Origin of the sequence: Pseudorhizobium marinum, from assembly GCF_000705355.1 — a bacterium.
GTDB lineage: Bacteria > Pseudomonadota > Alphaproteobacteria > Rhizobiales > Rhizobiaceae > Neorhizobium > Neorhizobium pelagicum.
The window spans coordinates 129,113-147,072 of the sequence record NZ_JMQK01000005.1 but is presented as its reverse complement, the minus strand read 5'-3'; the positions used below and the strand labels follow the sequence as shown (position 1 = coordinate 147,072).

Genomic DNA, 17,960 nt, shown 5'->3' with positions numbered 1-17,960 from the left:
GCCTTCCTCTAACATCTGGAGACGTCTCGATGGAGTGGCTGTCCAGCTTTCCGCATATGGACGACGACGTGCTGCGGGGCCTCAAGAAGACGATCGACGAGGGATTCCGCGCGTTCACCCGGGCCTATGGCGACAGCATCGAATCCTTCTTCGATCCGCTGCAGTTCTTCCTGATCGAGTCCGAGCGGTTCCTGACGCGGACGCCCTGGCCGCTGATCATCCTGCTGATCGGCGCCATCGCGTGGCTGGCCAGCCGCAACTGGAAGATCGTCGGAGGCTGCGTCGCTACCCTCCTCGTGATCGGCTACTTCGACATGTGGGAGGACACGATGAAGACGGTCTCGATGATCTTCGTCTGCACCGTGATCTCGATCATCGTCGGCATCCCGATCGGCATCGCCATGTCCCGATCCGACAGGCTGCAGAGCATGGTCAACCCGGTGCTCGACGTGATGCAGACGATGCCGAGCTTCGTCTATCTGATTCCGGTGGTGATGCTGCTGGGGATCGGCAAGGTGCCGGGGCTGATTGCCGTGGTGATCTATGCGCTTCCGCCGATGATCCGGCTCACCAATCTCGGTATCCGGCTTGTGGACAGGGATGTGCTGGAGGCTGCGGACGCCTTCGGCTCCTCCAGCTGGCAGAAGCTCCGCAACGTGCAGATGCCGCTCGCCCTCCCGACGATCATGGCCGGCATCAACCAGACGATCATGATGGCGCTCGCCATGGTGGTGATCGCCTCGATGATCGGCGTCCAGGGGCTTGGGCAGCCGGTGCTGCGGGCGATCTCGAACCAGTATTTCACGCTGGGGCTCTTCAACGGCCTGGCGATCGTCGGCATCGCCATCATCTTCGACCGCATCAGCCAGGCTTATGGCCAGCGGCTGCAGCGGCACCGCGAGACGCTGCACGGATAGTCAGTCGACAGGGCCGTCGGTGTCGACCTGCACATAGCCGGTGCGCCCCGCGCGCCAGCCGCACCAGGCCGCGCCCAGACCCAGCGCGACGAAGAGCAGGCCGCAGGTCGCAAAACTGCCGGTCCAGCCTCGGATGAGGCCGACGATCAGCGGCCCGATCGAGGCCAGCAGATAGCCGACGCATTGCGCCATGCCCGAAAGATGCGAGGCGATCAGCGAATCTGGCGACCGGAGCACGATGGTGGTCATGGCCGCCGCAATCAGTCCGCCCTGCCCGATCCCCTGCAGCACGGCCCAGATCCAGACGGTCGACAGCGGTGCAAACAGCAGGCCGAGGAGTGCGCCGACCGAAAACAGGCAAAGCACCGCGTTGATCACGCGCTGGTCCCTGCCCCGCACGGCAATGTGGGGCACCACCAGGCAGGCGGCCGCCTGCACCATCACCGAGACCGAAACGATACCGCCCGCAGCAACGCCGTCGAGCCCCCGTTCGCGCAGGATCGGCACGAGCCAGCCGAACACGCAGTAGGCCAGGGCGGACTGAAGGCCCATGAACAATGTCACCTGCCAGGCAAGCCTGTCCGTCCAAAGCCCCCGCACCCGCATCCTGCCTGCCGTCACGACGGTCTTCGCCATCAGGACCTGCGGCAACCAGACCGCTGCGGCAATGGCCGGCGGCAGCGCCCAGACGGCGAGTGCTGCGCCGAGGGAATTGCCGAGGGCATGCTCGATCGGCAACGTCAGCCCCGCGGCCCCTGCCGCGCCGCCGCACAGCGCCATCGTGTAGAGGCCAGTCATCAGCGCGGTGCGGTCCGGGAAGTCCCGCTTCACCAAGCCGGGCAGCAGAACATTGCCGACGGCGATGCAGGCGCCGGCTATCGCGGTGCCGAGGAAGAGTAAAGTCAGCGACGGCACGCCGCGCATGGCGGTCCCGAGGGCGAGCATCAGCACCACCGCCAGCAGGGTCCGCTCTGTTCCCAGCCGCTGGGCAAGACGCGGCGCAAGCGGCGAAAAGGCGCCGAGGCAGACGACCGGCAGCGTTGTCAGGAGGCCGGTACCGACGGCGCCAAGCCCCAATTCCGAGCGAATTTCTGGCAGCAGCGCGGAAGCGCTCGAGAAAAGCGGCCGGAGATTGAAAGCGATCAGGACAAGGCTCGCCCCCAGCAGCAGACGTCTCGAGGCGCCGCCGGCGTCGGATCGCGCAGGCCCGGAGGTATCGGCCGACGGCACATGGGAAGAGGTTTCATTCACGGCGGGGTCCATTCGCAATCGGTCGCCGGCAGATTGGTACCGATCGTCTGCATGCTGATCCGCCCTCCTATCAGCTGCCGGAAGGGGCGCCAATGTCAGAACCGGCGCCTGCGGTACGGCGGCAACAAGCGCCGGACCAGCCTCGCCCCTTGCCCGACTCATCGGAACATGGTTGCGCTTGCGCACATCATCAGCGGATACCTGTTCCCATGTCCTCCACTGCCGTCCCGTTCGCCACCATTGGTCTTCTGGTCCTTTCGAACGTCTTCATGACCTTCGCCTGGTACGGGCATCTGAAGTTCAAGACGGAGGCGCTTTATCTGGTGATCCTCGTCAGCTGGGGAATCGCCTTCTTCGAATACTGCTTCCAGGTTCCCGCCAACCGCATCGGCTACGGCTATTTCAATGCCGCGCAGCTGAAGACCATCCAGGAAATCATCACGCTCTCCGTCTTCGTCCTCTTCTCCGTCTTTTACCTTGGCGAGGCCTTCCACTGGAAACAGGGCGTCGGCTTTGCCTTCATCGCCCTCGGCGCCTTCTTCATCTTCACCAAATAGGCGCTGGGAACATAGCCGCGCAGACGACGTTTGATTGACCCGAACGACGTCGGGGGATCCGGCTGATTTGTGGTGAGACGTGGGGCGGCATGAGCACGGCAGGCGCTATTCGCATCGGCATCTCCGGCTGGACCTACAAGCCCTGGCGGGGCGTCTTCTATCCGAAGGGCCTGCCCCAGAAGCGGGAGCTCGCCTATGCCGCATCGAGTTTTCCGAGCATCGAGATCAACGGCACCTTCTACGGGCTGCAGATGCCCCGGGACTTCGATACCTGGCGGGAGACGACGCCGGACGACTTCGTATTTGCCGTCAAGGGATCCCGCTACATCACCCACATGAAGCGCCTGCGGGATGTCGAGATCCCGCTTGCCAACTACCTTGCCTCCGGCCTCCTCAACCTGCGTCACAAGCTCGGTCCTGTCCTCTGGCAGTTTCCGCCCCGCATGCGGTTCGACCCGGCTCGATTCGAGACCTTTCTCAAGCTGCTTCCAAAGGATACGGAGGAAGCCGCATCTCTTGCCCGCAAGCACGACGCGCGGCTCGACGGCCGCTCCGCGACCGAGACCGACACCAGCCGCCCTCTGCGGCATGCCTTCGAGATCCGACAAGAGAGCTTTGCCTGTGCGGAGTTCATCGAGATGCTGCGCCATTACGGTGCCGCTCTTGTCGTTGCAGATACGGTGGAATGGCCGCTGCTGATGGATCTCACTGCCGACTTCGTCTACTGCCGGCTGCACGGTGCGCAGGAGCTTTATGTCAGCGGATACGACGACGGTGCGCTGGACAACTGGGCCGCGCTGGTAAGGGCATGGGCGCGTGGCGACGACCCGAGCCAGGCAAAGCGCGTGCTGCCGGCCTCATCCCCACGACCTGGAGGCCGTGACGTCTATGTGTATTTCGACAACGATGCCAAGGTGCGGGCGCCGGCCGATGCGGCCTCGCTGATCCGGCGCCTCGGCTGAAATCCTCTGCTACCGGCAAAGTGCCCGCTTCACCCGCTTTTGCATTCGCATGCCTTCAATTCTGTCATGGATTGTTCTAGAGACAGTCGATCATCCCGCCTGATCCGGCGGTCGGACATGTTGTAAGGTACGTAGGCAATGCTCAATTCCCTCCGAAATGCTTCCCGCACCTGGGTCGCCAAGGCTCTTCTTCTGCTCTTGGTCGCATCCTTTGCCGTCTGGGGTATTTCCACATCGCTCGTCGCCACCGACGCCAACACCGTCATGACGGTCGGCGACCAGGAGGTCTCGACGCAGGAATTCGCCATTGCCTATCAGCGGCAGGTTGCCGGCATCAGCCGCCAGTTCGGCATGCAGCTGACGCCGGACCAGGTGCGTGCCTTCGGGATCGACCAGCAGGTCTACTCGCAGCTCGCCGCCGGCGCCGCTCTCGACCAGCTGTCGGAAGACATGGGCCTCGGCCTCTCGCAGGACCGGCTGGCGATGCTGATCGCGGAAGATCCTGCCTTCCAGGGCAGCAATGGCCAGTTCGACCGCAATCTCTTCAGGTCGCGCCTGAACAATGCCGGCCTTCGCGAAGACGACTACATCATGGAGCGCAGCAAGGTGGCGGTCCGCAGCCAGGTCGTCGAGGCAGTCTCGGACGGCTTCCAGCCGCCACAGGTCATGCTCGACGCATTGAAGCAGTACCGCGACGAGACCCGCAGCGTCGATTACCTGCTTCTGTCGAACGCCAATATCGATCCGGTGAAGATGCCCACCGACGACGTTCTCGCCGCCTGGTTCGAGGGGGTGAAGGCACGCTACCGCGCGCCGGATTACCGCACCTTCACCTATGTGACCCTGGAGCCGTCGGATCTGGCCGACGCCTCTTCGATCACGGAGGAGGAAGCCCGTGCGGAATATGAGCGCCGGAAAGACAGCTTCACCACCCGTGGCACGCGCACGATTGAACAGCTGAATTATCCGAACCGCGAGATGGCCGAAGCCGCTGCAGAACAGTTGCGCGACAGCAGCAGGACGTTCGATCAATTGGTCGCCGATCAGGGCAAGACTGCAAGCGACGTGCTCCTCGGCGACTTCAGCCGGGAAAACATGCCCGACCCTGCACTCGCCGAGGCCGCATTTGCAGTGTCTACCGAAGGCGGCACCACCGATGTCATCGACGGCGCCTTCGGTCCGGTCATCCTGCGCGTCACCAACATCACGTCGGAGACGACCAGCTCGTTCGAGGATGTCGAAGGCGACATCCGCGAACAGATGGCACTGTCCGCGGCGTCACAGGAAGTGATGAATGCCCATGACCGCTTCGAGGACATTCGCGCCACGGGTGCCACTCTCGAGGAAGCCGCGAAGGAACTGAACCTCAACGTCGCGACAGTGACGGTCGACGCATCGGGCAACGACCAGCAGGGCGACAGACTGGAGACCCTGCCGGCCGCGGACACGCTTCTGACCGAAGTTTTCCGGACGGAACCGGGCGCGCAGCCGCTCCCGGTCTCGCTCGGCAATAACGGCTACCTCTGGTTTGAAGTCAAAGAAGTGCTTCCGGAACGCGACCGCACGCTCGACGAAGTTCGCGAGCAGGTGGTCACCGACTGGACGGCGGAACAGCAGAGCGAAGCGCTTGGCGCCCGCGCCACCGAGCTGAAAGAGCGGGTCGAGGGCGGCGAGACGCTTGCAGCCGTCGCGGAAGATCTCGGCATTGTCGTCGAGACGAAGCAGGGCCTGCGCCGCAACGGCCAGGACGCCATCTTCGGTCCGGAAGCCGTCTCGGCCGTATTTGCCGGCCCGGTCGGACTGGTGACGACAGCGGTGGGTGCCGATGGTGCAAGCCGGCTGCTGATCACCGTGACAGACGCGCAGCAGTCACCGGCAGAAGCCGGTGCCGATGACCAGGCACTGCAGCAACTGGCGGAAGCCGCCGGCGACGACATGCTCGATCAGATGGTCAACCGTCTTCAGAACGACTACGGCGTGTCGATCAACCAGGCGGTCGCCGATCAGGTGACGAGCACGATCCGCTGAGGAAGGTGAGGACGACATGGCCGAACTGAAGCCACTGATCGCCAAGGTCGCCGACGGCCACAGCCTGACCCGCGACGAGGCACGCCAGGCCTTCGAGATCCTGATGTCCGGCGAAGCGACGCCCGCACAGATCGGCGCCTTCCTGATGGCGCTGCGCGTGCGCGGCGAAACGGTCGACGAGATCGCCGGCGCCGTCACCACCATGCGTGCCAAAATGCTTCCGGTGAAGGCACCGGCACATGCCGTCGACATCGTCGGCACGGGCGGCGACGGCACGGGCACCTACAATATTTCGACGCTGGCATCGCTGATCGTCGCCGGCTGCGACGTTCCCGTCGCCAAGCATGGCAACCGGGCCCTGAGCTCCAAGTCCGGCGCTGCTGACGCGCTGTCGGCGCTCGGCGTCAACCTCGAAATCGGCGCCGACAAGATCGGCCGCTGCATCGCCGAGGCCGGGATCGGCTTCATGTTCGCCTCGATGCATCATTCGGCCATGCGCCACGTCGGCCCCACACGTGTCGAACTCGGCACGAGGACGATCTTCAACATTCTCGGCCCCCTCTCCAACCCGGCAGGCGCCAAGCGTCAACTGCTCGGCGTGTTCTCGCCGCGCTGGCTGATGCCGATCGCCGAAGTGCTGCGCGACCTGGGCTCCGAGCGCGTGTGGGTCGTCTACGGCGACGGCATGGACGAGATCACCACCACCGGCACCACCAACGTGGTGGCCCTGGAGGATGGTCAGATCCGCAGCTTCGACCTGACACCGGCGGACTTCGGGGTTCCTCACGCAGTACTCGCAGACCTCAAGGGCGGTGACGGCACGGCCAATGCCGCAGCACTTCGCGCGGTGCTCGGCGGCGCCCGCAACGCCTACCGCGATATATCGCTGTGCAATGCCGCAGCTGCACTTGTCGTGGCGGGCAAGGCGGCCGACATTGGCGAAGGCATGCAGGTGGCCACCCGCGCCCTCGACAGCGGCGACGCTGCCGCAGCGCTCGACAGGCTGGTGGCCGTTTCCAACGAAAAACACTGAGGTCGGTCGATGACGGACATCCTGAAGAAGATCGAACTCTACAAGCGCCAGGAAATCGAGGCCGCAAAAGCCAAGACATCGCTTGCCGACCTGAAGGCCATGGCCGCGGACCAGACGGCGCCGCGCGGCTTCTACCGGGCGCTGAAGACAAAGCAGGCAGGCGGTTCCTTCGGCCTCATTGCCGAGATCAAGAAGGCGAGCCCGTCCAAGGGAATGATCCGGCCGGACTTCGATCCGCCGGCACTGGCGGCAGCCTATGCCGAGGGCGGCGCGACCTGCCTCTCTGTCCTGACCGATGCCCCGAGCTTCCAGGGCGCGCCGGAGTTTCTCGGTGCCGCACGCGACGCCTGCCCGCTGCCGGCTCTGCGCAAGGATTTCATGTTCGACACCTACCAGATCCACGAGGCGCGCGCCTGGGGTGCCGACTGCATCCTGTTGATCATGGCCTCGCTCAGCGATGACGAGGCGCGGATGCTCGAGGATGAAGCCTTCGCTCTCGGGATGGACGTGCTCGTCGAGGTTCATGATGAGCAGGAAACCGAGCGGGCGCTCAAGCTTTCCTCACCGCTGATCGGCATCAACAACCGCAACCTGCGGACCTTCGAGGTGAGCCTCGACACCTCGGAAAAGCTTGCAAAAATGGTTCCCGATGACCGGCTTCTGGTCGGCGAAAGCGGCATTTTCACCCATGCCGACTGCCTGCGCCTGCAGAAATCCGGCATCGTCACCTTCCTCGTCGGCGAGAGCCTGATGCGGCAGGACGATGTGGCCAAGGCCACACGGATGCTGTTGAACGGTGACACGGCCTCCGTGGCGGCCGAATGATGGCGGAGAACGGCACCCTCACCCATCTCGGCGCTTCCGGAGAGGCCAATATGGTCGATGTTGGCGGCAAGGCGGACACGGAGCGGAGTGCGACCGCCGAAGGCTGCGTGCGGATGCTTCCGGAGACGCTGGCGCTGATCCGCGAGGGCAATGCCAAGAAGGGCGACGTCATCGGCACGGCACGGCTTGCCGGCATCATGGCTGCCAAGAAAACTGCCGACCTGATCCCGCTCTGCCATCCGCTGATGCTGACCAAGGTGGCCGTCGAGATTGTCGAGGATCCCGCCCTCCCCGGTCTGCGGGTCTCCGCCACGGCGAAGCTTACCGGCAAGACCGGCGTGGAGATGGAGGCGCTGACAGCCGTCTCCGTCGCCTGCCTGACGATCTACGACATGGCCAAGGCCGCCGACAAGGGCATGGAGATCGGCGGACTCCGGCTCGTCGAGAAGACCGGCGGCAAGTCCGGGACCTACACCTACACGGAGGGTTGAGATGGCCCTGCTCCCGGTCGCCGAGGCGAAAGCCAGATTGCTGGACCGGGCACGCCCGGTCGAGGGCACGCAAGAGGTTTCGCTTGCCGACGCCAACGGTCGCATGCTGGCCACGCCGCTTGCCGCGCGCCTTACTCAGCCCCCTTTCGACGCGTCCGCCATGGATGGCTATGCCTTGCGCGCAGCCGACGCGCCACAGATCGGCGCCGAGCTTTCCGTGATCGGCACTGCCGCTGCCGGTCATCCCTTCGAAGGAAGCGTCGATGCAGGGCAGGCCGTTCGGATCTTTACCGGCGCGCCCGTGCCGGAAGGGGCCGACACGATCCTGATCCAGGAGGATGCGGAACCGCTTGAAGGTCAGAGGATCCGGACGAAGTTTGCCGTCACCATCGGCCGGCACATCCGTCCGCGTGGGCAGGATTTCACCGATGGGGAAACGGTACTGCCGCCGGTAACCCGGCTCGACTACACCCATCTCACGGTCGCCGCGGCCATGAACCATCCAAGGCTCACGGTCTACCGTAAGCCGCTCGTCGCCATCCTCGCCACCGGCGACGAACTCCTCGTTCCGGGAAGCATCCCGGCCGCGGGCCAGATCATCGCCTCCAACAGCTTTGGCGTCCGGGCGCTGGTCGAGGACAATGGTGCGGAAGTTCTCGATCTCGGCATCGTCCGCGACGATCGCGACAGCATTTCCGCCGCCGTCGATATGGCCCGCAAGGCAAATGCCGATGTCCTCGTCACGCTCGGCGGCGCCTCCGTCGGCGACCATGACCTCGTTCAGTCGACCCTCAAGGCCGCCGGCATGGAGCTCGATTTCTGGAGGATCGCCATGCGACCGGGCAAGCCGCTGATGGTGGGGTCGCTTGGCGAGATGCAGGTGCTCGGCCTGCCTGGAAATCCGGTTGCCAGCCTCGTCTGCAGCCTTCTGTTCCTGGAGCCGCTGGTACGCAACCTGGCCCGCCTGCCTCAGCGACGACGCGAGGCGCAGGCTTTCGCAGCCCGTGAGCTTGCGTCCAATGATCAGCGACAGGACTACCTTCGGGCGACACTGACGCCGGACGAAGGGGGCAATCTGGTCGCGGATCCCTATCGCAAGCAGGACTCCTCGATGATGAAGGTGTTCGCGACGTCGGACGCGCTGATCGTCCGCCCGCCGCACGCCCCGGCTCTGGCGGCAGGCGCGCCCTGCCCCATTCTTCTGCTAAGGCCCTGATCTGTCTCGATCCTCCCGGCGTAGTCGAGAGAGAGCATTCGATGGAGACTATCTTGGCTGACGACACCTCCTCGCCCGTTATCGTCTGGTTTCGTCGCGACCTGCGACTTGCCGACAATGCCGCCCTGTCCGCGGCCGTCGAGACCGGCAGGCCGGTCATCGCGCTCTTCATTCGTGAGGCCGCGAGCGCCTCGTCCATGCCACAAGGCGCCGCACAGGCCTGGTGGCTGCATCACTCGCTGATGGCGCTCAAGGAGAGCCTGCAGCAGGCGGGCGGCGATCTTCTGCTTCTCTCCGGCGCGGCAGACGACGTACTCACACAGCTAGCTGCTGAAGCGGGTGTCGAGACCGTCTACTTCAATCGCTGCTATGAGCGCGACGAGCGTGACCGCGACATCGCCCGCTCCCTGAAACAGGCGGGCGTCTCCGTCCAGGCCTTTCATGGCCAGCTTCTGAGCGAACCGTCGGTCGTGCGCACCGGAGCCGGCAAGCCGTTTCGCGTCTTTACACCATTCTGGAAGGCCCTGCAGGCGCTGGGCGAACCACGGGAGCCGATGGCGGCACCGAAGGCAATTGCAGGACATTCACTGTCCACCGCGTCCGAGAAACTTGATGACTGGAAGCTGCTGCCGGTCAGGCCGAACTGGGCGGCACCCTTCGCCGATGTCTGGACGCCCGGTGAAGCCGGGGCCCGAGAGCGTCTTGAGACCTTCATCGAGGAGGGCCTCGGCAACTACAAGGCAGGCCGCGACGTTCCGGCACTGGAGGTCACCTCCCGCCTGTCGCCTCACCTCGCCCACGGCGAAATTTCGCCGGCCCAGGCCTGGCACGCGGCAACTGGCGTTCCGAATGTCGATCCCGCGCAGGTCACTCACTTCCGCCGGGAGCTCGCCTGGAGAGACTTCAGCTATACACTGCTCGTCGAGTTCCCTGAGCTGGCGACGAGGAACTGGAACCCGAGCTTTGACGACTTCCAGTGGACCTTCGACGAACGACAGTTCCGGGCCTGGACGAAGGGGCAGACAGGCTATCCGATCGTCGATGCCGGCATGCGCCAGCTCTGGCAGGAGGGCTATATGCACAACCGGGTGCGGATGATCACCGCGTCCTTCCTGATCAAGGACCTGATGATCGACTGGCGCAAGGGCGAGGAGTGGTTCTGGGACACCCTCGTCGACGCGGATCCGGCCAACAATGCGGCGAGCTGGCAATGGGTGGCAGGCTCCGGCGCCGATGCATCGCCCTTCTTCCGGATCTTCAATCCGCTGCTGCAGGGCGAGAAATTCGATCCTGGCGGCGAGTATGTCCGCAGGTACCTGCCGGAGCTGGATAAACTGGACGACAAGTACATTCACCGCCCCTTCGCTGCGCCGGAGGATGTGCTGCAGAAGGCCGGCGTCGTGTTGGGCGAGACTTACCCCAGACCGCTCGTCGACCATTTCGAAGCCCGCGACCGCGCGCTCGCCGCATACAAAAACGTCGGATAGCCGACTGCCCGAAAGCGGCACTAGGAGGTGTTCGCGCAATCCGGTATGTCTGCCGCGACAAAGGAATTGCCATGACCTTCACGATCAACCTGCTGGACGACACAACGCGCCCGAAAGCCCCAAAGATCGAGGGTGTGACCGCGCCGCAGCGGCAGCACGGCCGGCGCCTGGCGATGATCCATGCCATGCATCTGCAGCAGATGCGGGAGGTACGCCAGGTTCTGGACAGGGTCGCCAGCGGGCTAGGCGCCGCAGGCGACGTCGCGGCAGCAGTGGCATCACTGGACATGACGCGCAATATCCGCGCCTCGGGAAACATCTGCGGTCAGGAATGTCAGATGCTGACCTTCCACCATACGGCGGAAGACCAATGCATCTTTCCGGCCCTGATGGGCCGCAGCGAGGGCCTGACCAAGGTTGTCGAGCGGCTGGCGGAAGAGCACCTGATCATCCATGCCCTGATCGAAGGCTTGGAAGCCTCAGCCATCAGCGCCATTGAAAATCCCTCGGCGGAAGCTTTCGGCGAACTCAAGGAAATCTATGATCTGCTCGAGACGGTGGTCCAGTCTCACTTCGGTTACGAGCAGGAAGAGCTGGAAGAGGCGCTCGGGTTCTTCGAGGTGGACGTGTAGCAGCATCAGAAGCTGGTTGCCGCGGTGACGCCGGGCGAGCCGGCAGCCGGTTTCAGCCATCCGACCGCGCGCAGCAATTGATGGTCGGCATGAGTTCTTGCCGCAAGTGCCAGGACTTCACGCGTGGCCCATTCCGCTTGCTCTGTCTGGCCCATGCGCCTGTAAAGCTCGACGCGATCCATCTGGATCTGGACGAGCAGTGCCACGAAGACGTCCGTCTCCCGCGTGCAGCTCTTATGGGCCGACGCCATCCACTCGGCCGCCAGCGCCAGTTTGTCTGACGCCATGGCGCACAGGCCGATGGCGCGCGCAACGGCCCCTTCCCAGCAAGGGTCGCGCAGATGACAGCTCAGCGCAAACGCCTGTTCCAGCTCCGTCACCACGACTTGCGGGCTCTCTCCCAGATGCAGACGCGCCTCGGCGCGAAGCGCGACAGGAAAGGGCCGGAAGGCGATCCAGTTCGAGCGGTCGAGCAGCATGAGGCACCGGTCCAGGCACTGGAGTGCGTCATGGGGTCGGTTCGCCGTGATCAGTCCCCATCCGGCGACCCCATGGCTCCAGATCTCTGCGCGCCAATCCTGCTCCTCGACGGCCGCGGACAGAGAAAGCCCATAGGCCGCCAGCCCCTCGTCGAGCCGGCCCCAATCAAAAAGGTTCAGGGCGGTAACCCCGTGGATCTTGGCCACCCTGCCGACGGTCGTGCCGATCTCAAGGCCCGCCTTCAGATGAAGGGCCGCCGAGGGGCGTCCGCCCGCCAGGGCATCGACATAACCGAGTTCGCAAAGTGCCCGTGCCGCGATCGAACCGCTGCCGCAGCGCCTCGCCACATCCAGTGCCTCACCAAGCGTGCAGGCCCCTTCGTCGTCATGGCCGCGCACCGAGTGAACCAGAGCGTACCCCAGCTCCAGCAGGGCCTCCGCCTTCAGATGTTGCTCACCGGCATGGTCCGCGTCGCTGACCGCCCGTCGCAGCAGTTCCAGCCCACTGTCCGGCACGCCCGCATCCACGGCCACCCTGCCTGCCTCGATCAGTGAACGCAGACCGGCGGCGCTGGCACTCGTGGCGGATGAACGCGGCGGCGGCGCGAGTGCCGCACGCAGCGCCGAGGAAGGTCTTTCGCCGAGTTCAGCGAGAAATCTTCGTTCCGTCTCTTCCACATGCGCACTGGCAAGCCCTGGCTTTCCCGCTTCGACCAGGGATCTGACGAGAAGTATCTGGGCGCCTTCGTCATAGGAATTGCGGGCTGACGCCTCCTGGGCGCAACGGATCGCGCGTTCGAAATGGCGGGACGCAAGCGCTTCCAGCGCGATCTGCCTGAGGCGCTCGTCCATCAAGCCGGCGACCCGGGCCCTTTCGATGAGAAGCCAGGTGGAAAACTGGGCGCTGCTCCTGGGCTCTATCCCCTCCAGAAATTCGCCGTTGCATTCCACATCGCCGAGGTTTCCCGAGCCCAGCAGAAGGACGTCCACCGTCGTTGTCGCGGGGAGATTGAGTTCTATCGGATCACCGGTCAGTGCCTGGGGTGCATCAAGTGCCCGCCTGAGCGACGCGAGACACCATCGCAAGGCCGCCAGTGGATCCTGTGCATCCGGAAAGAGATCAGCCGCGAGGGCCCGTCGTTCGACCGGACGCCGTGACAGCAGGACCCGGGCCAGCACAGCCCAGACCTGCAAGCCGCGGATCGGTCTTGCCTGTCCTTGATTATCCAGAATGGCGGGACGCCCGATAAGTCGAATTTGCAATGAACAGCCTCCGCCGCCTCGATCGCCAATCGCCCCTAGCCGTTTGATCCTGCGTTTGACCGCAGGCGAAATACATCAACTGCTGCGTCCATTCCCTCGTGGTTCTCCTGAGCCCATCGACAACTTCAACAGGAGAACGAACATGGAAAGAATTTCGATTGATCAGGGTATCGCTGGAGGGAGCAGGCTGACGCCTGAGGCATCGAGCGACATCTCACCCCAGTCCGAAAGCGCCTCTGAAAATCAGGGCACATCCTACATCTGGCACAACGCGCACGCGGTGGACGAGGTACGCAGCCGCATCAACGAGTCAGACGACGCCGATACGACCTACCGCCATGAGGGAAAGAGCGGGCATCCCGACGACCTCTTCACCGACATCGCCGGCGACAGTGGCCCGCCGGCTGCCCTCAGGCACCGGATTATAACCCGAACCCTGGCATCTCTCAAGGCGTACTACGAAAGCCTTCTGGAGTGGCGCGATGAACGTCGGGCTCAAAGGGCGCTTGACGCGATTCCACTGGATCTCCGGAAAGATCTCGGGTGGCCGGATCTGGGCAGACACCGGCGGAGAAAAACTCTTTAAAGCAAAAAGACCCGGCGTTTCCGCCGGGTCTTCGGATTATAGATACGGAGCGACCCTATACGAGGCGGCTCTGCTCCAGGGCCGCTTCGATGAAGCTAGCAAACAGCGGATGCGGGTCGAGCGGCCGGCTCTTCAGCTCCGGATGATATTGCACGCCGATGAACCACGGGTGATCCGGGTATTCGATCGTTTCCGGCAACAGACCGTCCGGCGACATGCCGGAGAAGACCAGGCCGCATTCCTCCAGCCGGTCCTTGTACTGAACGTTGACCTCATAGCGGTGGCGATGACGCTCCGAGATGCCGGCTGAACCATAGATCTCGGCAATCTTGGTGTCCTTCTTCAGCGTGGCATCATAGGCACCGAGCCGCATGGTGCCGCCGAGGTCGCCGGCAGCGGCGCGCTTCTCCAGCGCGTTGCCCCGCACCCACTCGGTCATCAGCCCGACGACCGGCTCGGCGGATGGGCCGAACTCCGTCGACGAGGCCTTTTCGATCCCGGCCAGATTGCGGGCCGCCTCGATGACGGCCATCTGCATGCCGAAGCATATGCCGAAGTATGGAACCTTCCGCTCACGCGCGAAACGGGCGGCGTTGATCTTGCCCTGTGCGCCGCGCTCGCCGAATCCGCCCGGCACCAGGATGCCGTGGACCTTCTCCAGATAGGGAGCCGGGTCTTCCTGTTCGAAGACTTCCGACTCGATCCACTCGAGCCTGACCTTCACATGGTTGGCGATGCCGCCATGATGCAGGGCCTCGATCAGCGACTTGTAGGCATCCTTGAGCCCGGTATACTTGCCGACGATGGCGATGGTCACCTCGCCCTCCGGCGTGTGGATCCGGTTGCAGACCTTCTCCCAGGCGTCCAGACGCGGCTTCGGCGCCGGCTCGATCCCGAAGGCGGCCAGCACTTCCGAATCCAGCCCTTCCTTGTGGTAGGCCATCGGCACGTCGTAGATATTGGCGACATCAAGCGCCTGGATCACCGCCGACGGACGGACGTTGCAGAACAGCGAAAGCTTGCGGCGCTCGGCTTCCGGAATCTCCCGGTCGGCGCGCACCAGCAGAATGTCGGGCGCAATGCCCATCGCCTGCAGCTCCTTAACCGAATGCTGCGTCGGCTTCGTCTTCAACTCGCCAGCCGCCGGAATGAAAGGCATCAGCGTCAGGTGCAGGTAGACGGCAGCGCCGCGCGGCAGTTCGTTGCCGAGCTGGCGGATCGCCTCGACAAAGGGCATCGCCTCGATGTCGCCGACCGTGCCGCCGATCTCGCAGATGACGAAGTCGTAGTCGTCATTGCCCTCGACGATGAAATCCTTGATCTCGTTGGTGACGTGCGGGATCACCTGGACGGTTGCGCCGAGGTAGTCGCCGCGGCGTTCCTTGTCGATGATGTTCTTGTAGATGCGGCCGGTGGTGATGTTGTCGGTCTTCGTCGCCGAACGCCCGGTAAAGCGCTCGTAATGACCGAGATCGAGGTCGGTTTCCGCGCCGTCGTCGGTCACGAAGACTTCGCCGTGCTGGGTCGGGCTCATGGTGCCCGGATCAACGTTGAGATAAGGGTCCAGCTTGCGAATGCGAACCCGATAACCGCGGGCCTGCAGCAAAGCTCCGAGTGCGGCAGCGGCAATCCCTTTACCAAGGGAGGAGACCACGCCGCCTGTGATGAATACATATCGCGCCATGGGAGTCACCGAGTACCTGTTCAAAATCGATTCCGCCAGCCCTATTCTTCACTTTGCTGAAGTGAGCCACTGAATCCGGACAAAAGAAAACCGGCAGGCTTTAGGCCTGCCGGGAAATGTTCGCGTGACCCCGCTTACTGACCGGTCGGAACGCCCGTCGGATCTGCGGGTGCGGCCGGTGCCGGAGTGGCGGCGTCGCCTGCGGGTGCCGCTGGCGCCTGGGTTCCGGCTGCAGGCGCTTGCTGCGCCGGTGCGGCAGCACCCCCCGTCGGCACGCCGCCTTCGGCTGGCGCCTGCGCAGGAGCATCGGTCGGGGCTGGTCCGAGCGAGTCGAGGATCCCGTTGCCGGTCCCCTGTGTCGCAGGAATGCGGTCGAGGATGTCGGTTGGACGCGATTCGTAACGCGCCAGAATGCCGAGCGTCATCGATGTCAGGAAGAACAGCGCAGCCAGGATACCCGTGGTGCGGGTCAGCGCATTGGCCGTGCCGCGTGCCGACATGAAGCCGGAGCCGCCGCCGACGCCGAGTCCGCCGCCTTCCGAGCGCTGGATCAGAACGACGCCCACGAGAGCGAGCACGATCATGAGATGGATGACGATCAAAACGGTTTGCATGGCAAAATCCCTGCCCTCCGCAGAAGGCAATGCTTGTAAGATTGGCGGCTCTTTACATGAGGCGGCCGCGCATTCCAAGCCCTCGCGGAGCGGTTTACGCGGTCAGCTCTTCGTAGACCCGGTAGATGGCGAGGAAATCCTCGGCTTTCAAGCTTGCTCCGCCGACCAGGGCGCCATCGACATTGTCGACCGCCATCAGTTGCTTCGCGTTCGAAGGATTGACGGAGCCGCCGTAGAGGATGCGCATCGCCTTTCCTTCCGCTCCGAAGCGGTCGGTCAGTTCCCGGCGCATGAAGGCATGTGCTTCCGCAATATCCTCCACCGTGGGGGTCACGCCGGTCCCGATCGCCCAGATCGGCTCGTAGGCGATGACGGTCCGCTCTGCCGTGGCCCCATCCGGCACGGAACCGACAAGCTGGCGCTTCAGCACCTCGAGCGTCTGCCCGCTTTTGCGTTCGTCCGCCGTCTCCCCGATGCAGATGATGGCGGTCAGATCGGCAGCATGAGCGGCCTCGGCCTTGGATCGGACGAGAGAATTGCTCTCACCATGGTCGCTGCGGCGCTCGGAATGGCCAACGATGACGAATGTGCCGAAGCAGTCGGCGATCATCTCGGCCGAAATGTCGCCGGTGTGGGCGCCGTGCGTCTCCGGATGGCAGTCCTGGCCTCCGATCATCAGCGGGCTCTCGGTGCAGATCGCCGTCGCGACATAGATCAGGGTTGCCGGAGGGCAGAGCAGAGTTTCGACCTTCTCCGACAATTCATTGCGCACGCCTTCGCTGATCTCCTTGATCTGGTCGAGCGACGAACGGGTTCCGTTCATTTTCCAGTTGCCCGCCACCAGCGGCCGCACATCGGGTGTCATCGGTTGGTCTCCTTCCCTTCGGGCTTTTGTGCCCGTTCTCTTGATCAGCGGTTTAAGTGCGACGGACACCAAACGCCACGAAAAACGAACGATTGGGACGAAGGTTCAAGCCTCAGCCGGCCGTCAGCAGGAAATTGAGAAGCTTGCGCCAGTCGGTCATGCGGATGGGCGTGCCATGACCGCCGGTGTTGAAGACCGTCAGTCGGACCGGATATCCCGCCGCACGTAGCTTCCTGTAGACAGCCGCCTGCCCCTCGACAGGATAGACGCTGTCGGCGCTGCCCTGCGACAGGTAGATCGGCATGCGGCGCTTGGCAGCGGGCGTGGTCAGAAAGCCGGCGTCGGGAGGGCCGCCGATGACGGCCATTCCACTCAGATAATGGACTGCCTCACGGTCTCGGGCGATCCCCGAGCAGATCATTCCGCCCATGGAGGCACAGGCCAGCAGGACCGGCCGACCGCGAGATTGCTCGAACGCATGGCGGATCAGCAGGGCGATCTCTGCCGTTCCGCTGGCGTCGAAGGAGACCACGCTCGGCGCGTAATAGGTGCCGCCGTTCCTGACGGCGAGGTTCTTCAGCCGATTGAAGTTGCCGCCGAAACTGTAGTCGTTGACACCGAGGCGTCTGTCTCCGCCTCGTCCGTGCACGAAGATGACCGTGAATGCCGCATCCCGGGGTTTCCCGACACGCGCCACCTCGATGGCGCGGCCACCGATCTGCAGCATCTCGTTTTCCTGCACACGCCTGACGGCAGTCGAGACATAGGTGGATTTCACCCGCCGCTCGGGCTCCCGGTCGCGCTCATTGATGTCGCGCAGTTCCTGATAGTCGATGACCTCATAGGCACCACCGTCGGCACTCTCCAGGACCTGAAAGCGGGAGAAGAGTTCATCCTTGTACGGCTTGATCGGTCCCTGCTGCGCCAGCGCCTGCCCTCCGGCGAAGGTTGCCGCGACCAGAAAAACTGTGGCTAGAGCGAAATGAACTGTGGACACGGCTCTCTCCCGTCGGTCGATCCGCTGTCGGCACCTTGCCAATGCGAGCTGAGCAAAGCATTGCTCGGTGAGC

The 17,960-nt window shown here is 64.0% G+C and carries 17 protein-coding genes; 11 read left to right on the top strand and 6 right to left on the bottom strand.

What is annotated here, in order from left to right; genetic code table 11:
- Window positions 1-29: 29 nt before the first annotated feature.
- Entirely contained in the window at window positions 30-917 is an 888-nt protein-coding gene (locus EO99_RS0108245; protein ID WP_029618169.1) for an ABC transporter permease, read from the top strand.
- On the opposite strand, the gene EO99_RS0108240 is transcribed toward EO99_RS0108245, so the two are convergent.
- The gene (locus EO99_RS0108240) at window positions 918-2,180 is read right to left on the bottom strand and encodes a CynX/NimT family MFS transporter (RefSeq protein WP_051679763.1); all 1,263 of its coding nucleotides are present in this window, start codon (window positions 2,178-2,180) and stop codon (window positions 918-920) included.
- A gap of 197 nt (window positions 2,181-2,377) precedes the next feature.
- On the opposite strand from EO99_RS0108240, the gene EO99_RS0108235 reads away from it, so the two are divergent.
- The 9 genes from EO99_RS0108235 to EO99_RS0108195 all read left to right on the top strand — a co-directional run bounded on the left by EO99_RS0108235 (window position 2,378) and on the right by EO99_RS0108195 (window position 11,399).
- Window positions 2,378-2,725, top strand: a complete 348-nt coding sequence (locus tag EO99_RS0108235) for a DMT family protein (protein ID WP_029618167.1) — start codon at window positions 2,378-2,380, stop codon at window positions 2,723-2,725.
- Between the two features lie 89 nt (window positions 2,726-2,814).
- Window positions 2,815-3,687, top strand: a complete 873-nt coding sequence (locus EO99_RS0108230; protein WP_029618166.1) for a DUF72 domain-containing protein — start codon at window positions 2,815-2,817, stop codon at window positions 3,685-3,687.
- A gap of 138 nt (window positions 3,688-3,825) precedes the next feature.
- Complete coding sequence (locus EO99_RS0108225; RefSeq protein WP_029618165.1) at window positions 3,826-5,715, top strand: peptidylprolyl isomerase; 1,890 nt, start codon at window positions 3,826-3,828, stop codon at window positions 5,713-5,715.
- A gap of 16 nt (window positions 5,716-5,731) precedes the next feature.
- Window positions 5,732-6,748, top strand: a complete 1,017-nt coding sequence (gene trpD / locus EO99_RS0108220) for an anthranilate phosphoribosyltransferase (protein WP_029618164.1) — start codon at window positions 5,732-5,734, stop codon at window positions 6,746-6,748.
- Between the two features lie 9 nt (window positions 6,749-6,757).
- Window positions 6,758-7,573, top strand: coding sequence for an indole-3-glycerol phosphate synthase TrpC (gene trpC, locus EO99_RS0108215; protein WP_029618163.1), 816 nt, complete (start codon window positions 6,758-6,760; stop codon window positions 7,571-7,573).
- Window positions 7,570-8,064, top strand: a complete 495-nt coding sequence (gene moaC / locus EO99_RS0108210; protein ID WP_029618162.1) for a cyclic pyranopterin monophosphate synthase MoaC — start codon at window positions 7,570-7,572, stop codon at window positions 8,062-8,064. The genes trpC and moaC overlap by 4 nt, the downstream gene beginning before the upstream one ends.
- 1 nt (window position 8,065) lies before the next feature.
- Window positions 8,066-9,280, top strand: a complete 1,215-nt coding sequence (locus EO99_RS0108205; RefSeq protein ID WP_029618161.1) for a molybdopterin molybdotransferase MoeA — start codon at window positions 8,066-8,068, stop codon at window positions 9,278-9,280.
- A 53-nt stretch (window positions 9,281-9,333) separates the two neighbouring features.
- A complete protein-coding gene (locus EO99_RS0108200) occupies window positions 9,334-10,767 on the top strand; it encodes a cryptochrome/photolyase family protein (protein WP_029618160.1) in 1,434 nt (477 codons plus the stop codon).
- Window positions 10,768-10,838: 71 nt separating this feature from the next.
- Entirely contained in the window at window positions 10,839-11,399 is a 561-nt protein-coding gene (locus tag EO99_RS0108195) for a hemerythrin domain-containing protein (RefSeq protein WP_051679762.1), read from the top strand.
- A 5-nt stretch (window positions 11,400-11,404) separates the two neighbouring features.
- On the opposite strand, the gene EO99_RS0108190 is transcribed toward EO99_RS0108195, so the two are convergent.
- Window positions 11,405-13,141, bottom strand: a complete 1,737-nt coding sequence (locus EO99_RS0108190; RefSeq protein ID WP_156034685.1) for a hypothetical protein — start codon at window positions 13,139-13,141, stop codon at window positions 11,405-11,407.
- Window positions 13,142-13,283: 142 nt separating this feature from the next.
- On the opposite strand from EO99_RS0108190, the gene EO99_RS0108185 reads away from it, so the two are divergent.
- Window positions 13,284-13,727, top strand: coding sequence for a hypothetical protein (locus EO99_RS0108185; RefSeq protein ID WP_029618157.1), 444 nt, complete (start codon window positions 13,284-13,286; stop codon window positions 13,725-13,727).
- A gap of 55 nt (window positions 13,728-13,782) precedes the next feature.
- Here the strand turns inward: EO99_RS0108185 and EO99_RS0108180 are convergent, their stop codons facing one another.
- The 4 genes from EO99_RS0108180 to EO99_RS0108165 all read right to left on the bottom strand — a co-directional run bounded on the left by EO99_RS0108180 (window position 13,783) and on the right by EO99_RS0108165 (window position 17,887).
- Complete coding sequence (locus EO99_RS0108180) at window positions 13,783-15,411, bottom strand: CTP synthase (protein ID WP_029618156.1); 1,629 nt, start codon at window positions 15,409-15,411, stop codon at window positions 13,783-13,785.
- A gap of 134 nt (window positions 15,412-15,545) precedes the next feature.
- A complete protein-coding gene (secG, locus tag EO99_RS0108175) occupies window positions 15,546-16,025 on the bottom strand; it encodes a preprotein translocase subunit SecG (RefSeq protein WP_029618155.1) in 480 nt (159 codons plus the stop codon).
- A 94-nt stretch (window positions 16,026-16,119) separates the two neighbouring features.
- Complete coding sequence (gene tpiA, locus EO99_RS0108170; RefSeq protein WP_029618154.1) at window positions 16,120-16,890, bottom strand: triose-phosphate isomerase; 771 nt, start codon at window positions 16,888-16,890, stop codon at window positions 16,120-16,122.
- Between the two features lie 112 nt (window positions 16,891-17,002).
- Window positions 17,003-17,887 (bottom strand): alpha/beta hydrolase, encoded by an 885-nt coding sequence (locus EO99_RS0108165; protein ID WP_235776785.1) that lies wholly within the window; start codon window positions 17,885-17,887, stop codon window positions 17,003-17,005.
- Window positions 17,888-17,960 lie beyond the last annotated feature (73 nt).

What these genes read in the sequence shown, in the direction of transcription:
- EO99_RS0108245 (WP_029618169.1), top strand. Translation starts at nt 30, where the DNA reads ATGGAGTGGCTGTCCAGCTTTCCGCATATGGACGACGACGTGCTGCGG.
- EO99_RS0108240 (WP_051679763.1), bottom strand. Translation starts at nt 2,180, where the DNA reads ATGGACCCCGCCGTGAATGAAACCTCTTCCCATGTGCCGTCGGCCGAT.
- EO99_RS0108235 (WP_029618167.1), top strand. Translation starts at nt 2,378, where the DNA reads ATGTCCTCCACTGCCGTCCCGTTCGCCACCATTGGTCTTCTGGTCCTT.
- EO99_RS0108230 (WP_029618166.1), top strand. Translation starts at nt 2,815, where the DNA reads ATGAGCACGGCAGGCGCTATTCGCATCGGCATCTCCGGCTGGACCTAC.
- EO99_RS0108225 (WP_029618165.1), top strand. Translation starts at nt 3,826, where the DNA reads ATGCTCAATTCCCTCCGAAATGCTTCCCGCACCTGGGTCGCCAAGGCT.
- trpD (WP_029618164.1), top strand. Translation starts at nt 5,732, where the DNA reads ATGGCCGAACTGAAGCCACTGATCGCCAAGGTCGCCGACGGCCACAGC.
- trpC (WP_029618163.1), top strand. Translation starts at nt 6,758, where the DNA reads ATGACGGACATCCTGAAGAAGATCGAACTCTACAAGCGCCAGGAAATC.
- moaC (WP_029618162.1), top strand. Translation starts at nt 7,570, where the DNA reads ATGATGGCGGAGAACGGCACCCTCACCCATCTCGGCGCTTCCGGAGAG.
- EO99_RS0108205 (WP_029618161.1), top strand. Translation starts at nt 8,066, where the DNA reads ATGGCCCTGCTCCCGGTCGCCGAGGCGAAAGCCAGATTGCTGGACCGG.
- EO99_RS0108195 (WP_051679762.1), top strand. Translation starts at nt 10,839, where the DNA reads ATGACCTTCACGATCAACCTGCTGGACGACACAACGCGCCCGAAAGCC.
- EO99_RS0108185 (WP_029618157.1), top strand. Translation starts at nt 13,284, where the DNA reads ATGGAAAGAATTTCGATTGATCAGGGTATCGCTGGAGGGAGCAGGCTG.
- EO99_RS0108180 (WP_029618156.1), bottom strand. Translation starts at nt 15,411, where the DNA reads ATGGCGCGATATGTATTCATCACAGGCGGCGTGGTCTCCTCCCTTGGT.
- secG (WP_029618155.1), bottom strand. Translation starts at nt 16,025, where the DNA reads ATGCAAACCGTTTTGATCGTCATCCATCTCATGATCGTGCTCGCTCTC.
- tpiA (WP_029618154.1), bottom strand. Translation starts at nt 16,890, where the DNA reads ATGACACCCGATGTGCGGCCGCTGGTGGCGGGCAACTGGAAAATGAAC.